The 14,526-nt window shown below is 53.4% G+C and carries 16 protein-coding genes; 10 read left to right on the top strand and 6 right to left on the bottom strand.

Going from position 1 to position 14,526, the window contains the following annotated elements; all coding sequences use genetic code 11:
* Position 1: 1 nt before the first annotated feature.
* Together sfsB and ispB are read right to left on the bottom strand one after the other, a co-directional pair.
* Positions 2–289, bottom strand: a complete 288-nt coding sequence (gene sfsB / locus G0034_RS20280) for a DNA-binding transcriptional regulator SfsB (RefSeq protein ID WP_014885384.1) — start codon at positions 287–289, stop codon at positions 2–4.
* Between the two features lie 229 nt (positions 290–518).
* Positions 519–1,490, bottom strand: a complete 972-nt coding sequence (gene ispB / locus G0034_RS20275) for an octaprenyl diphosphate synthase (RefSeq protein WP_032629753.1) — start codon at positions 1,488–1,490, stop codon at positions 519–521.
* Positions 1,491–1,747: 257 nt separating this feature from the next.
* On the opposite strand from ispB, the gene rplU reads away from it, so the two are divergent.
* The 4 genes from rplU to cgtA all read left to right on the top strand — a co-directional run bounded on the left by rplU (position 1,748) and on the right by cgtA (position 4,575).
* Positions 1,748–2,059: a 50S ribosomal protein L21 gene (rplU, locus tag G0034_RS20270; RefSeq protein ID WP_003025032.1), complete on the top strand. Its 312-nt coding sequence runs from the start codon at positions 1,748–1,750 to the stop codon at positions 2,057–2,059.
* 19 nt (positions 2,060–2,078) lie between these two features.
* Positions 2,079–2,336, top strand: coding sequence for a 50S ribosomal protein L27 (gene rpmA, locus G0034_RS20265; RefSeq protein ID WP_004385076.1), 258 nt, complete (start codon positions 2,079–2,081; stop codon positions 2,334–2,336).
* A 95-nt stretch (positions 2,337–2,431) separates the two neighbouring features.
* Positions 2,432–3,406 (top strand): DMT family transporter, encoded by a 975-nt coding sequence (locus G0034_RS20260; protein WP_014885382.1) that lies wholly within the window; start codon positions 2,432–2,434, stop codon positions 3,404–3,406.
* Positions 3,403–4,575: an Obg family GTPase CgtA gene (cgtA, locus tag G0034_RS20255; RefSeq protein WP_014885381.1), complete on the top strand. Its 1,173-nt coding sequence runs from the start codon at positions 3,403–3,405 to the stop codon at positions 4,573–4,575. Before G0034_RS20260 ends, cgtA begins: the two co-directional genes overlap by 4 nt.
* A 34-nt stretch (positions 4,576–4,609) precedes the next feature.
* Here cgtA and pmrB read toward each other — a convergent pair whose 3' ends face one another.
* From pmrB to dacB, 3 genes are read right to left on the bottom strand one after another with little or no spacing between them, the layout of a single operon-like run.
* Positions 4,610–5,653 carry a two-component system sensor histidine kinase PmrB gene (gene pmrB / locus G0034_RS20250; RefSeq protein WP_023331397.1) on the bottom strand — a complete coding sequence of 348 codons (1,044 nt, stop codon included), beginning with the start codon at positions 5,651–5,653 and terminating at the stop codon, positions 4,610–4,612.
* Entirely contained in the window at positions 5,650–6,312 is a 663-nt protein-coding gene (gene pmrA / locus G0034_RS20245; protein ID WP_014885379.1) for a two-component system response regulator PmrA, read from the bottom strand. Before pmrA ends, pmrB begins: the two co-directional genes overlap by 4 nt.
* A 2-nt stretch (positions 6,313–6,314) precedes the next feature.
* The gene (dacB, locus tag G0034_RS20240) at positions 6,315–7,748 is read right to left on the bottom strand and encodes a serine-type D-Ala-D-Ala carboxypeptidase (RefSeq protein WP_047026835.1); all 1,434 of its coding nucleotides are present in this window, start codon (positions 7,746–7,748) and stop codon (positions 6,315–6,317) included.
* 228 nt (positions 7,749–7,976) lie between these two features.
* On the opposite strand from dacB, the gene greA reads away from it, so the two are divergent.
* Entirely contained in the window at positions 7,977–8,453 is a 477-nt protein-coding gene (gene greA / locus G0034_RS20235; RefSeq protein WP_014171793.1) for a transcription elongation factor GreA, read from the top strand.
* 151 nt (positions 8,454–8,604) lie between these two features.
* Here greA and yhbY read toward each other — a convergent pair whose 3' ends face one another.
* The gene (gene yhbY, locus G0034_RS20230) at positions 8,605–8,898 is read right to left on the bottom strand and encodes a ribosome assembly RNA-binding protein YhbY (RefSeq protein WP_003861814.1); all 294 of its coding nucleotides are present in this window, start codon (positions 8,896–8,898) and stop codon (positions 8,605–8,607) included.
* Positions 8,899–9,025: 127 nt separating this feature from the next.
* Here yhbY and rlmE point away from each other — a divergent pair, with 127 nt between their 5' ends.
* From rlmE to secG, 5 genes are all read left to right on the top strand, one after another.
* Positions 9,026–9,652, top strand: coding sequence for a 23S rRNA (uridine(2552)-2'-O)-methyltransferase RlmE (rlmE, locus tag G0034_RS20225; RefSeq protein WP_003861812.1), 627 nt, complete (start codon positions 9,026–9,028; stop codon positions 9,650–9,652).
* A 102-nt stretch (positions 9,653–9,754) separates the two neighbouring features.
* On the top strand, positions 9,755–11,689 hold the full coding sequence (gene ftsH / locus G0034_RS20220; RefSeq protein WP_013098921.1) for an ATP-dependent zinc metalloprotease FtsH: 1,935 nt from the start codon (positions 9,755–9,757) through the stop codon (positions 11,687–11,689).
* A 98-nt stretch (positions 11,690–11,787) separates the two neighbouring features.
* On the top strand, positions 11,788–12,636 hold the full coding sequence (folP, locus tag G0034_RS20215) for a dihydropteroate synthase (RefSeq protein ID WP_014885377.1): 849 nt from the start codon (positions 11,788–11,790) through the stop codon (positions 12,634–12,636).
* Positions 12,629–13,966: a phosphoglucosamine mutase gene (gene glmM, locus G0034_RS20210; RefSeq protein ID WP_014885376.1), complete on the top strand. Its 1,338-nt coding sequence runs from the start codon at positions 12,629–12,631 to the stop codon at positions 13,964–13,966. Before folP ends, glmM begins: the two co-directional genes overlap by 8 nt.
* 223 nt (positions 13,967–14,189) lie before the next feature.
* The gene (secG, locus tag G0034_RS20205; protein ID WP_003861803.1) at positions 14,190–14,522 is read left to right on the top strand and encodes a preprotein translocase subunit SecG; all 333 of its coding nucleotides are present in this window, start codon (positions 14,190–14,192) and stop codon (positions 14,520–14,522) included.
* Positions 14,523–14,526: the final 4 nt, after the last annotated feature.

Below are 14,526 nucleotides of genomic sequence, written 5' to 3'. Positions count from 1 at the left end.
GTTATTCCTGTGGTTCTTTCTTTAACTTTCTCTGGCGCATCATGCGCGTTCTGTCGATGAATTCATGGGTAATGGGATCGTGGTAGCGCGAGGGCCAGATCACCCACGGGTGCGTTTCCAGCGCCGTCGCGATAATTAATTCTCCCTTTGGCCAGGGGCGGGTCAGGGCGTTGGCCAGGGTGGAAGAACTCAGACCATGGCGGCGGGACTCTGCTGCCAGTGACGTCCCTCTTTTGCGCAGTGCCGCAATGATATCTGCCGTATGCCAGTCGATAAATTTCGTATCCATAACGCTGTCCTTAAGTGCGGATTCACCTACGCCGTTTCTTCTGAAACGACTGGCTTACTATACCCATTTCAAACTCTTGTTCTAAAAAGTTCGCGTTACTTGAAGGGATATTCAGAATAAGACATGCCTTTATTCATACGGTCTCTAAACCGATGAATTTACATGAATACGGAATTTACTGGGGTGTTTTAGAACCTCCCCGCGATGGAAACGGGGAGGCGTGAAAGGATTAACGATCGCGTTGAACAGCGATGTGGGCAAGGCCAATAAGGGCATCACGCCACGGGCTGTCTGGAATAACCTGAAGGGCAGCGATGGCTTTATCAGCCTCTTCTTCGGCACGCTGACGCGTCCATTCCAGTGAACCGCAGATCGCCATAGTTTCCAGTACCGGTTCCAGAAGATGGCGACCATTTCCCTGTTCGATCGCCTCACGGATCATTTTCGCCTGATCTGCAGTTCCGTTGCGCATCGCATGCAGCAGCGGCAGGGTCGGTTTGCCTTCGTTCAGGTCATCGCCCACGTTTTTGCCGAGCGTTTCGCCGTCCGCACTGTAGTCCAGCAAATCATCAATCAGCTGGAAGGCTGTCCCCAGATAGCGACCATAGTCCTGGAGCCCTTTTTCCTGAGCCTCAGAACAGCCAGCCAGAATGCCGGAGCACTGCGCGGCCGCTTCAAACAGGCGCGCTGTTTTGCTGTAGATGACGCGCATGTAGTTTTCTTCAGTAATATCCGGATCGTTGACGTTCATCAGCTGCAGCACTTCGCCTTCAGCGATGACGTTTACGGCTTCTGACATCACTTCCAGCACTTTCAGCGAGCCCAGGCTGGTCATCATCTGGAAGGCGCGGGTATAGATAAAATCCCCGACCAGAACGCTGGCGGCATTACCGAAGGCGGCATTGGCCGTGGCCTTACCGCGACGCATATCGGATTCATCCACAACATCGTCATGCAGAAGCGTCGCTGTGTGAATAAATTCGATCAGTGCGGCGATCGTGACGTGGGCATTTCCCTGATAGCCAACGGCTCTGGCAGCCAGAATGGCAATCATCGGGCGAATGCGTTTACCGCCGCCGCTGACAATGTAATAGCCCAACTGATTGATCAACTGAACGTCAGAGTTGAGTTGCTCCAGGATTGCTGCATTCACACCCGCCATATCTTGCGCGGTTAACTCATTGATTTTTTCTAAATTCATCGCAAAAGCCGGGCTTTTCATCCTGTTGATCCCATCTTCAATGGGGTAACGAAGGGTTTCGGTTTATCAATAGTAGTGCTGATTGTACTGAAAAAACGGCTCAGATAAACGTTACCGTACGTGTTGTGTTTTTTTTCTTCATGTATTGATGGTAGCACTTGTCAAAGGCTCGCGTTTTGCGTAATATTCGCGCCCTATTGTGAATATTTATAGCGCACTCTGAATCATACGAGGATGTGCGCGGAAGCGGAGTTTATATGTACGCGGTTTTCCAAAGTGGTGGTAAACAACACCGAGTAAGCGAAGGTCAGACCGTTCGCCTGGAAAAGCTGGACATCGCAACTGGCGAATCTGTTGAGTTCGCAGAAGTTCTGATGATCGCAAACGGTGAAGAAGTCAAAATCGGCGTTCCTTTCGTTGATGGCGGCGTTATCAAAGCTGAAGTTGTTGCTCACGGTCGTGGCGAGAAAGTTAAAATCGTTAAGTTTCGTCGTCGTAAACACTACCGTAAGCAGCAGGGCCACCGTCAGTGGTTCACTGATGTGAAAATTACTGGCATCAGCGCCTAAGACCTGAGGAGAGATTTAAATGGCACATAAAAAGGCTGGCGGCTCCACACGTAACGGTCGCGATTCAGAAGCTAAACGCCTGGGCGTTAAGCGTTTCGGTGGCGAATCCGTTCTGGCGGGTAGCATCATTGTTCGTCAACGTGGTACCAAATTCCACGCTGGCAACAACGTAGGTTGCGGTCGTGACCACACTCTGTTTGCTAAAGCAGACGGTAAAGTGAAATTTGAAGTTAAAGGCCCGAACAACCGTAAATACATCAGCATCGTTGCTGAGTAAGGTTTTCTCGGTCCGGTAACGGATTAAAGCCCCGCAACGTGTTGCGGGGCTTTTTACATTGGAAACCCGGAAAATTTTCTGTAGGGAAAACGGGCATGAAGCAGCAGGCCGGCATTGGTATTCTTTTGGCGCTCACGACCGCAATGTGCTGGGGTGCGCTGCCAATTGCAATGAAGCAAGTACTGGAAGTGATGGAGCCGCCTACGGTGGTCTTTTATCGCTTTCTGATGGCAAGCATCGGCCTCGGCGCCATTCTGGCTATCAAAGGTAAGCTTCCGCCTTTGCGACTTTTCCGCAAACCGCGCTGGCTGGTGCTGCTGGCTATCGCGACGGGCGGTCTGTTTGGTAACTTCATCCTGTTCAGCTCTTCTCTGCAGTATCTTAGCCCTACAGCGTCACAGGTGATTGGTCAGCTTTCACCTGTGGGCATGATGGTCGCCAGCGTGTTTATCCTCAAGGAGAAGATGCGTGGGACGCAGATTATCGGGGCGAGCATGTTGCTGTGTGGTCTGGTGATGTTCTTTAACACCAGCCTGATCGAAATTTTTACCCGCCTGACGGATTACACCTGGGGTGTGATTTTTGGTGTGGGAGCAGCTACGGTCTGGGTAAGCTATGGCGTCGCGCAAAAGGTGTTATTGCGGCGCCTGGCCTCACAGCAGATCCTTTTTTTGCTGTACACTTTATGTACAGTTGCATTATTGCCGTTAGCAAAGCCGGGTGTCATTACCCAGCTGAGCGACTGGCAGCTGGCGTGCCTCATTTTTTGTGGGCTTAACACGCTGGTTGGTTATGGCGCGCTTGCTGAAGCAATGGCGCGCTGGCAGGCAGCACAGGTTAGCGCATTGATCACGCTGACTCCGCTGTTTACCCTGTTATTTTCAGATTTGTTATCAATGGCCTGGCCCGATGTCTTCGTCAGACCGATGCTCAACCTGTTGGGCTATCTCGGTGCGTTTGTCGTGGTTGCGGGCGCGATGTATTCCGCCATTGGTCATCGTCTTTGGGGACGTTGGCGCAAAAATGAAGCGGTCCCCGCTCAGGCGAATGAGTTACGGAGAGTAAAATGAAGTTTGTTGATGAAGCAACGATCCTGGTTGTGGCTGGTGATGGCGGCAACGGTTGCGTGAGCTTCCGCCGTGAAAAATATATTCCTCGAGGTGGCCCGGATGGCGGCGACGGCGGGGATGGTGGTGATGTGTGGCTGGAGGCGGATGAGAACCTCAACACGCTGATCGACTACCGTTTCGAAAAATCCTTCCGCGCTGAACGTGGTCAGAACGGTCAGAGCCGCGACTGTACCGGTAAACGCGGTAAAGACGTGACCATTAAAGTGCCGGTTGGTACGCGCGTGATTGACCAGGGCACCGGTGAAACCATGGGTGACATGACCAAACACGGTCAGCGCCTGATGGTTGCAAAAGGCGGCTGGCACGGTCTGGGCAATAGCCGCTTCAAATCGTCCGTTAACCGTACTCCGCGTCAGAAAACGATGGGTACGCCGGGCGATAAGCGCGATCTGCAGCTGGAGCTGATGCTCCTGGCAGACGTGGGCATGCTGGGTATGCCAAATGCCGGTAAATCGACCTTTATTCGCGCGGTTTCTGCGGCGAAACCAAAAGTGGCGGACTATCCGTTTACCACGCTGGTACCGAGCCTGGGTGTTGTCCGTATGGATAACGAGAAGAGCTTCGTTGTTGCTGACATCCCGGGTCTGATCGAAGGTGCAGCGGAAGGTGCCGGTCTCGGCATTCGCTTCCTGAAACACCTTGAGCGTTGCCGCGTACTGCTGCACCTCATTGATATCGATCCTATTGATGGTTCCGATCCGGTTGAAAATGCCCGGATCATCATCGGTGAGCTGGAAAAATACAGCGAAAAACTGGCGTCTAAACCGCGCTGGCTGGTCTTCAACAAGATCGACCTGATGGATAAAGCGGAAGCGGAAGCGAAAGCTAAAGCGATTGCTGAAGCGATGGGCTGGGAAGATAAATACTACCTGATCTCCGCGGCAAGCCAGGTTGGCGTGAAAGACCTCTGCTGGGACGTGATGACCTTTATCATCGAAAACCCGGTTGTTCAGGCTGAAGAAGCGAAACAGCCAGAAAAAGTCGAATTCATGTGGGATGACTACCACCGTCAGCAGCTCGAAGAGCTGGAAGCGGAAGAGGAAGACGACTGGGACGATGACTGGGATGAAGACGACGAAGAAGGTGTCGAGTTCATCTACAAGCACTGATATCTGTCTAAAGCCCCCATTCCGGGGGCTTTTTTTATTCCAGCGTTGAGGGGAGCCAGCAGCTTGCTATCAGGCCGCCTTCAGCACCGTTCTCCAGCGCCAGCTTACCGCGGTGGAGTTGCAGGATACGCTGTACGATACTCAGGCCCAGGCCGCTACCGCCGTAGCGCTGATCGAGCCGACGGAACGGCTCGGTGATCGACTGTCGATGTGCTTCATCGATGCCGGGCCCCTGATCGCTCACGCTGACCAGCGTACCTCCCGCAACCTCGGTTAGTGCCACGGTGATTGTTGTGCCTGGTGGACTGTAACGTCCGGCATTTTCCAGCAGGTTACGCAGCATCAGTCGCAAAAGCACCGCGTCACCCTGCACCGTAAGGGTACTTTTGGCCGGCCATATCACCGTATGTTCTTTGGCTTCATGCTCAAGACCAAGGGGCGTGATGATCGTGTCCGTCCAGTTGATGGTCTCATAGTGACCGCTCGCCATCGCCTGTCCGGCACGGGCCAGCATCAGCAGTTGTTCAACGGTATGCATGAGCTGATCGATACGGCTGATTAACGTTGTTGCCTGCGGAGAGCCTGACTGCGCCATTAACTCCAGATGAAGCCGGATCCCGGCCAGTGGCGTTCGCAGTTCGTGGGCGGCGTCTGCGGTGAAGAGACGCTCCTGCTGAATGGTACTGTCCAGCCTGGCGAGTAGCTGGTTGAGAGAGGTGGTAACGGCGCCTATTTCTTCCATGTCGGAATACATAGGCAGCGGCGTTAAGTTATCCGCCGAACGGTTAGCGAGGCTGTCGCGGAGTTTATTCAGAGGCCGGGTTATCCAGGTGACCGCCCAGAATGAAAACAGCAGAGTGAAACTGACCATCACCAGGGAAGGGACCAGAAGAGATGCAATCGCCTCGCGGATCTCTTTTTCGACATGGTTATTGCGGGCTTTTGCAGACAGCGTTTCATTCACCAGAAAGCCAATCTGCTCACGACTTTCATGCCACAACCAAATCACGCTTATCAGCTGGAAAAATAACAGAATGACCGCCAGCAACACCATTAATCGCCGACGCATGCTGTTCATTTCTGGCTCTCCAGACGATAGCCAACGCCGCGGACGGTTTTTATCCTGTCTTTGCCAAGCTTGCGACGCAGGTTATGGATGTGGACTTCCAGGGTGTTAGAGCCGGGATCGTCCTGCCAGGAGTAAATGTCCTGTTGCAGCGTTTCACGGTGCACCGTTTGCCCGCTGCGCATAATCAGGCGGGTCAGGAGGGCGAACTCTTTGGGGGTCACTTCAACGGGCTGGGACTGACGCAGTACCTGCTGGGTTTGCAGATTGAGCGTGATGTCGCCGTCCGTCAGCAGATTATCGCTGTGCCCCTGATAGCGCCGGATAAGCGCCCGCACGCGGGCCTGAAGTTCTGCGAGCGCAAAGGGCTTCACCAGATAGTCATCTGCGCCAGCATCGAGGCCGGTAATACGATCTTCAATCGCATCGCGTGCTGTCAGGATCAACACCGGGTTAGCGATGCCGCGCCGACGCCATTGGGTGAGCAGCGTCGCGCCGTCTTTGTCCGGCAAACCCAAATCGAGGATCACCAGACTGTATTCGCCGCTCTGGATCAGGGAATCCGCCTCTGCCGCGGTACCGGCACAATCCAGAGCGTACCCTTCGTTGGCAAGCCCTAGCGCGAGTCCTTCCTGCAATAACAGATCATCTTCAACTATGAGTAGTTTCATCGCTAGTTATTCTGATAAATGTCTTTATAAAGCCTGCTTTCGAAGCGAACCAGCGGAATACGACGGTTGCGCTGATCGGTCGGTTCGACGGCATAGCCGGAAAGATACTGTACGAAGGCCATGCGTTGTCCGCTGGCGGTCGTGATGAACCCTGCAAGATTGTAAACGCCCTGCAGTGAACCTGTTTTAGCGGATACTTTGCCATCTACGCCGGCCGCGTGAAGCCCGGCGCGATACTGCAGAGAACCGTCATGCCCGGCAAGCGGCAGCATTGAAATAAAGTTTAGCTCAGAGTCATGTTGTGCAATGTACTGAAGCACTTGCATCATGGTTGCCGGTGCGATCAAATTATGACGCGATAATCCGGAACCATCGACAGCAATGGTATTACCCAGATCGATTCCCGCCTGTTGGCGCAGGATCTGGCGCACAGCGTCTGAGCCCGCGCGCCAGGTTCCCGGCACGCCAAAACGCGCGTGGCCGATCATGCGGAACACCGTATCAGCAATCATGTTGTCAGACTTTTTCAGCATAATTCGCAGCAAATCGTGCAGCGGAGGCGACTGTTTGCTGGCGATGACCGTTCCGGGCTGGTTGACCTGCGTCTGGCGGAGTAGCGTACCGGAGTAGCTAATGCCTGCCTGCTTCAGTTCATCCTTCAGAATGGCGCCCGCGTAGCTCGCGCCATCTTGTATCGCAAAGGCCAGCGGCAGGGGATCGGCGCGCTGGGTCAGACAGCCGGTGAGCGTGAAACGGTTAAGATCGCCAGGCACCACGTCCAGTTCGCAATACTGGGCATCCGGGGAGCCTTTGGCCAGCGTACGCACCTGGCTAAACATGGTCACCGGGTAGTAGGATGCCACGCGGATAAACGCTAAATCATCCGGTTTGGGCGCGCTGTAAAGGGAAATTGAAAAGCAGTTGCGGTCAACAATCGCGGCGGCGGGTGGTGCGCTAAAGCATTGCGTCATGTCGTTCCACGGCCAGCCTGGCGCTTTATCATGGCTGGCAAAAATCGAGGTGTCGATCAGCACGTTACCCTCGATTTTCGTCACACCGGATTTTTTCAGCACCGCCACCATATTGCGGATATCCTGGCGCTTAAAGGTCGGATCGCCGCCAAAACGGGCGATAAGATCGCCTTTCAGCACACCGCCGTCAATGTTGCCTTTGCTCTCAAGCGTGGTGGTAAAACGAAAGTCAGGGCCGAGCTGAAGCAGCGCGGCGAGGGCAGTGATCACCTTTTGGGTACTGGCAGGCAGCGCCATCTGTTGACTGTGATAGTCAATCTCTGGCGTCTGCGCCCCGACCTTCTGCACCATCAATGCAAGGTTAGCACCTGCGGGTAGCTGATTAATGTACTCATCAACATTCGCGGCCTGAACGCTGAACGCTATACTGGTAGTCAATCCGATGATAAATCTGGAAAATCGCATAATCTCGCGCTAACAACCCGAAAACAAACCGTCATACTACGGTGCATAGCACTGCAAAGTAAACGATGACCCATAGTGAACTTCGCGGTAAAATGCGTATCAAATTGAAAAATTGCTGCTGACCTGGGGCGTTGCTCCCGGGTCGGTTTTCTTTTTGCTTCTTGCCCGCTTAGGGGGGCAGGGGCAGGGAACACTGCTCCCAACAGGAATGTTTAAGAGGTATAACAAATGCAAGCTATTCCGATGACCTTACGTGGTGCCGAAAAACTGCGCGAAGAGCTGGATTTCCTGAAATCCGTTCGTCGCCCTGAAATTATCGCCGCTATCGCGGATGCGCGTGAGCATGGCGACCTGAAGGAGAACGCTGAATACCACGCGGCGCGTGAGCAGCAGGGCTTCTGTGAAGGACGTATCAAAGATATCGAAGCAAAACTGTCCAATGCGCAGGTTATCGATATCACCAAGATGCCTAACAATGGGCGTGTGATCTTTGGTTCAACCGTGACCGTGCTGAACCTGGACAACGACGAAGAGCAGACCTATCGCATCGTGGGTGATGATGAAGCAGACTTCAAACAGAACCTGATTTCCGTGAACTCTCCGATTGCTCGCGGCCTGATTGGCAAAGAGCAGGATGATGTTGTTACCATTCGCACGCCTGGCGGTGAAGTGGAATACGAAATTATCAAGGTTGAATACCTGTAATTCGCATCTCTGGTAAGATGTTGATACATTGTAAAGAAAAGAAAAAGGCCGCATAGCGGCCTTTTATCAACTCAAGGAGCATGGCATTTTGCTCGCCTGCTGACAGAAATCCCTCGTTTCACACAGAAAATGTGTTCGATTCAGGATATCCTTAGCGTGGCAGCGAGATTTTACGCTCTTTAGATGGGCGGTAGAGCACCAGCGTTTTACCGATGACCTGTACATTACAGGCGCCGGTTTCGCGCACGATGGCTTCCACGATCAGGTTTTTAGTGTCTCTGTCTTCAGAGGCGATTTTCACCTTGATCAGCTCGTGGTGTTCCAGCGCTTGTTCAATCTCGGCAAGCACCCCTTCGGTCAAACCATTGTTGCCAAGCATCACTACAGGCTTGAGCGGATGTGCCAGACCTTTAAGGTGCTGTTTTTGTTTAGTACTCAGATTCATCGTATATTTTTGCTTACGTTGGGATTGAAAACGGTTCATTCTACCGCCATCTCCCTTATATCGCCAAATAGCTGCGTAGAAATTTACGTCACAGGCAAGTAACGATGAACCAGGACGGAAATGTTAAATGACAGGTAAAAAGCGTTCTGCCAGCTCCAGCCGCTGGCTTCAGGAACACTTTAGCGATAAATATGTTCAACAGGCGCAGAAAAAGGGGTTGCGTTCCCGTGCCTGGTTTAAACTTGATGAAATACAGCAAAGTGACAAACTTTTTAAGCCGGGGATGACGGTTGTTGACCTCGGTGCGGCACCTGGCGGATGGTCCCAGTATGCGGTAACGCAGATCGGCGGAACGGGCCGAATCATCGCGTGCGATCTTTTACCAATGGATCCTATCGTCGGTGTCGACTTCCTTCAGGGCGACTTTCGTGATGAATTAGTGCTTAAAGCGTTACTTGATCGTGTAGGTGACAGTAAGGTCCAGGTTGTCATGTCAGATATGGCACCAAATATGTGTGGAACACCGGCGGTGGATATCCCCCGCGCCATGTATCTGGTGGAGCTAGCGTTAGAAATGTGTCGTGATGTACTAGCGCCTGGTGGTAGTTTTGTTGTGAAGGTGTTTCAGGGCGAAGGTTTCGAGGAGTATCTTAAGGAAATTCGCTCCCTGTTTGCGAAGGTCAAAGTTCGTAAGCCGGACTCTTCCCGGGCCCGTTCCCGCGAAGTGTATATTGTAGCGACCGGGCGAAAATGATAACCGGTAGATTTCAGGCGAAAGTTTGAATGAAACTGGATATAGAGTATCCTGACGCTGTTTTTAACACAGTTGTAATATGAGGTTAATCCCTTGAGTGACATGGCGAAAAACCTAATACTCTGGCTGGTCATTGCCGTTGTGCTGATGTCAGTATTCCAGAGCTTTGGGCCCAGCGAGTCGAATGGCCGCAAGGTGGATTATTCTACCTTCCTGCAGGAGGTCAATCAGGACCAGGTTCGCGAAGCGCGTATCAACGGACGTGAGATCAACGTTACCAAGAAAGATAGTAACCGTTACACGACTTACATCCCGGTGAACGATCCTAAGCTGCTTGATAACCTTCTGACCAAAAACGTCAAAGTGGTAGGCGAGCCGCCAGAAGAACCAAGCCTGTTGGCTTCAATCTTCATTTCCTGGTTCCCGATGCTGCTTCTTATCGGCGTCTGGATCTTCTTTATGCGCCAGATGCAGGGCGGCGGTGGCAAAGGTGCCATGTCGTTCGGTAAGAGCAAGGCGCGTATGCTGACGGAAGACCAGATTAAGACTACGTTCGCTGACGTTGCAGGTTGTGACGAAGCGAAAGAAGAAGTCGGTGAACTGGTTGAATACCTGCGCGAGCCGAGCCGTTTCCAGAAACTGGGCGGTAAGATCCCGAAAGGCGTGCTGATGGTCGGCCCTCCGGGTACCGGTAAAACCCTGCTGGCGAAAGCTATCGCAGGTGAAGCGAAGGTGCCGTTCTTTACTATTTCAGGTTCTGACTTCGTCGAAATGTTCGTGGGTGTCGGTGCATCTCGTGTGCGTGACATGTTCGAGCAGGCTAAGAAGGCAGCACCATGCATTATCTTCATCGATGAAATCGACGCCGTAGGCCGCCAGCGTGGCGCGGGCCTGGGCGGTGGTCACGATGAACGTGAACAGACCCTGAACCAGATGCTGGTTGAGATGGACGGCTTCGAAGGTAACGAAGGTATTATCGTTATCGCCGCAACTAACCGTCCGGACGTACTTGACCCGGCGCTGCTGCGTCCAGGCCGTTTCGACCGTCAGGTTGTGGTCGGTCTGCCAGATGTTCGTGGTCGTGAACAGATTCTGAAAGTGCACATGCGTCGCGTACCGCTCGCGCCAGATATCGACGCGGCAATTATTGCGCGTGGTACCCCGGGCTTCTCCGGTGCGGATCTGGCTAACCTGGTCAACGAAGCTGCTCTGTTCGCCGCTCGCGGTAACAAGCGCGTGGTGTCCATGGTGGAGTTCGAGAAAGCGAAAGACAAAATCATGATGGGTGCGGAACGTCGCTCCATGGTGATGACGGAAGCGCAGAAAGAGTCCACGGCATATCACGAAGCCGGTCACGCGATTATCGGCCGCCTGGTACCGGAGCACGATCCGGTACACAAAGTGACGATTATTCCGCGCGGTCGTGCGCTGGGTGTGACCTTCTTCCTGCCTGAAGGCGACGCGATCAGCGCCAGCCGTCAGAAACTGGAAAGCCAGATTTCAACCCTGTACGGTGGTCGTCTGGCGGAAGAGATCATCTACGGGCCGGAACATGTTTCTACCGGTGCGTCGAACGACATTAAAGTGGCGACAAACCTGGCACGTAACATGGTCACTCAGTGGGGCTTCTCCGACAAACTCGGTCCGCTGCTTTATGCAGAGGAAGAGGGTGAAGTATTCCTGGGCCGCTCCGTGGCAAAAGCGAAACATATGTCCGATGAGACGGCTCGTATCATCGACCAGGAAGTGAAAGCGCTGATTGAACGTAACTACGGTCGCGCGCGTCAGATCCTGAACGACAATATGGACATCCTGCATTCGATGAAAGATGCGCTCATGAAATATGAGACCATCGATGCACCGCAGATTGACGACCTGATGGCTCGCCGCGAAGTGCGTCCGCCAGCAGGCTGGGAAGACCCAGGTGCTTCCAACAATTCTGACAACAATGGCACCCCGCGTGCGCCGCGTCCGGTCGATGAACCGCGTACGCCGAACCCGGGCAACACCATGTCAGAACAGTTGGGCGACAAGTAAGTCACTGCTGTTGAAGCGTTTGTCTGTATCTCAAACCCTGGAGCTTGCTCCGGGGTTTTTCTTTTTCATTTAACCATATTGATACCAGGGATTTAGCCATGAAACTCTTCGCCCAGGACTCGCATCTCGATCTCTCACATCCTCATGTGATGGGTATCCTGAATGTTACCCCTGACTCCTTCTCTGACGGCGGCACGCACAACACGCTTATCGACGCGGTTAAGCACGCGAATTTAATGATCAACGCAGGTGCTACCATCATTGATGTCGGCGGTGAATCGACGCGCCCAGGGGCAGCGGATGTGTCGGTGGAAGAAGAGCTGGCGCGCGTGGTGCCGGTCGTTGAGGCAATCGCACAACGTTTTGAGGTATGGATCTCCGTCGATACCTCCAAACCAGAAGTGATTCGTGAAGTGGCGAGAGTGGGTGCTCACATTATTAATGATATCCGCTCGCTGACTGAACCCGGTGCAATCGAAGCCGCTGCTGAGACAGGGTTGCCTGTGTGCCTGATGCACATGCAGGGGCAGCCGAAAACCATGCAGGAGGCGCCGAAGTATGACGATGTCTTTGCTGATGTGAATCGCTTCTTTATTGAGCATATTGAACGCTGTGAGCGTGCAGGCATCCCAAAAGAGAAATTGCTGCTCGACCCGGGGTTCGGTTTCGGTAAAAATCTCTCCCACAACTATGCACTGCTTGCGCGCTTATCGGAATTCCATCACTTCGGCCTGCCGCTGCTGGTGGGGATGTCGAGAAAATCGATGATTGGCCAATTGCTTAACGTAGGGCCGAGCGAGCGCCTGAGTGGTAGTCTGGCCTGCGCGGTCATTGCGGCGATGCAAGGCGCGCATATTATTCGTGTCCATGACGTCAAAGAAACAGTAGAAGCCATGCGCGTGGTGGAAGCCACACTGGCAGCGAAGGAAAACAAACGCTATGAGTAATCGTAAATATTTTGGGACCGATGGTATCCGTGGGCGTGTCGGCGATGCGCCTATCACGCCTGATTTTGTCCTTAAGCTTGGCTGGGCTGCTGGCAAGGTACTCGCACGTCATGGCTCCCGTAAGATCATTATTGGTAAAGATACCCGTATTTCAGGTTATATGCTGGAATCGGCGCTGGAAGCCGGACTTGCAGCCGCCGGGCTGTCAGCTTCCTTTACTGGCCCAATGCCAACGCCTGCTGTTGCGTATCTGACCCGTACCTTCCGCGCGGAAGCGGGAATTGTGATTTCGGCCTCCCATAACCCGTTCTATGACAACGGCATCAAGTTCTTCTCCATTGATGGCACCAAGTTGCCGGATGAAGTGGAAGAAGCCATTGAAGCCGAAATGGAAAAAGAGATCACCTGCGTGGACTCCGCAGAGCTGGGTAAAGCAAACCGTATCGTCGATGCCGCGGGTCGCTATATTGAGTTTTGCAAAGGCACCTTCCCGAACGAACTGAGCCTTGCCCACCTTAAAATTGTGGTGGACTGCGCCAACGGTGCGACCTACCACATTGCGCCAAACGTATTCCGCGAGCTGGGCGCCAAAGTGATCACCATTGGCTGCGAGCCGGATGGTCTGAACATTAACGAGCAGGTTGGCGCGACGGACGTGCGTGCCCTGCAGGCGCGCGTGCTGGCAGAGAAGGCCGACCTGGGTATTGCGCTGGATGGCGACGGCGATCGCGTGATCATGGTCGACCACGAAGGCAACAAGGTTGATGGCGATCAGATCCTCTACATCATCGCCCGCGAAGGGCTGCGTCAGGGTCAACTGCGCGGTGGTGCCGTCGGCACGCTGATGAGCAACATGGGTCTGGAGCTGGCGCTGAAACAGCTGGGTATCCCGTTTGTTCGCGCGAAAGTGGGTGACCGTTACGTGCTGGAGAAGCTTCAGGAGAAAGGCTGGCGCATTGGCGCAGAAAACTCAGGCCACGTGATCCTGCTCGACAAAACCACCACCGGTGACGGCATCGTGGCTGCGCTTCAGGTCGTCGCAGCGATGGCCCGTAACCATATGAGCCTGCACGATCTCTGCAGCGGCATGAAAATGTTCCCGCAGATCCTGGTGAACGTGCGTTTCACGGCAGGTAAAGGCGATCCGCTGGAAAATGACAATGTGAAAGCGGTAATGGCTGACGTTGAAGCGGCGCTGGGAAGCCGTGGCCGCGTGCTGCTGCGTAAGTCCGGAACTGAACCACTGATTCGCGTTATGGTGGAAGGTGAGGATGAAGCGCAGGTGACTGAATTTGCCCACCGTATTGCTGATGCCGTTAAAGCTGCATAAACTTGCACGCTAACTGTTTAAAAAGGCGACTTTTGTCGCCTTTGTTTTAAGCAATTAATGGCTTTTTGCTGTTTTTTTCCGCAGTTGATACAATGGCTCAAAAATGCCCTTGCGAAGGCCATTCGCTTTGGTTAGTATTCACACCCGCTTCAGTGGGAAACAAAAATCCTGCTAATTGGTCGAAGCATTGGTATGCGGCAAATCCGCAAGGAACAGGTTGATTATGTACGAAGCTCTTTTAGTTATTTTCCTTATTGTAGCCATCGCTCTCGTAGCGCTGATTATGCTGCAGCAAGGTAAAGGCGCTGATATGGGAGCCTCCTTCGGAGCAGGCGCTTCCGGTACGCTGTTCGGTTCAAGTGGTTCTGCGAACTTCATGACCCGTACGACAGCGATTCTGGCTACGCTGTTCTTCATCATCAGTCTGGTGCTGGGCAATATCAACAGCAACAAGACCAGTAAAGGAAGCGAGTGGGAAAACCTGAGCGCGCCAGCGAAAACTGAGCAGACTCAGCCAGCTGCACCGGCGAAGCCAACCAGCGATATCCCGCAGTAAGTAT

The organism is Enterobacter sp. T2 (assembly GCF_010692925.1).
Lineage (GTDB): Bacteria > Pseudomonadota > Gammaproteobacteria > Enterobacterales > Enterobacteriaceae > Enterobacter > Enterobacter kobei.
This window is presented reverse-complemented; position numbering and strand designations above follow the sequence as displayed.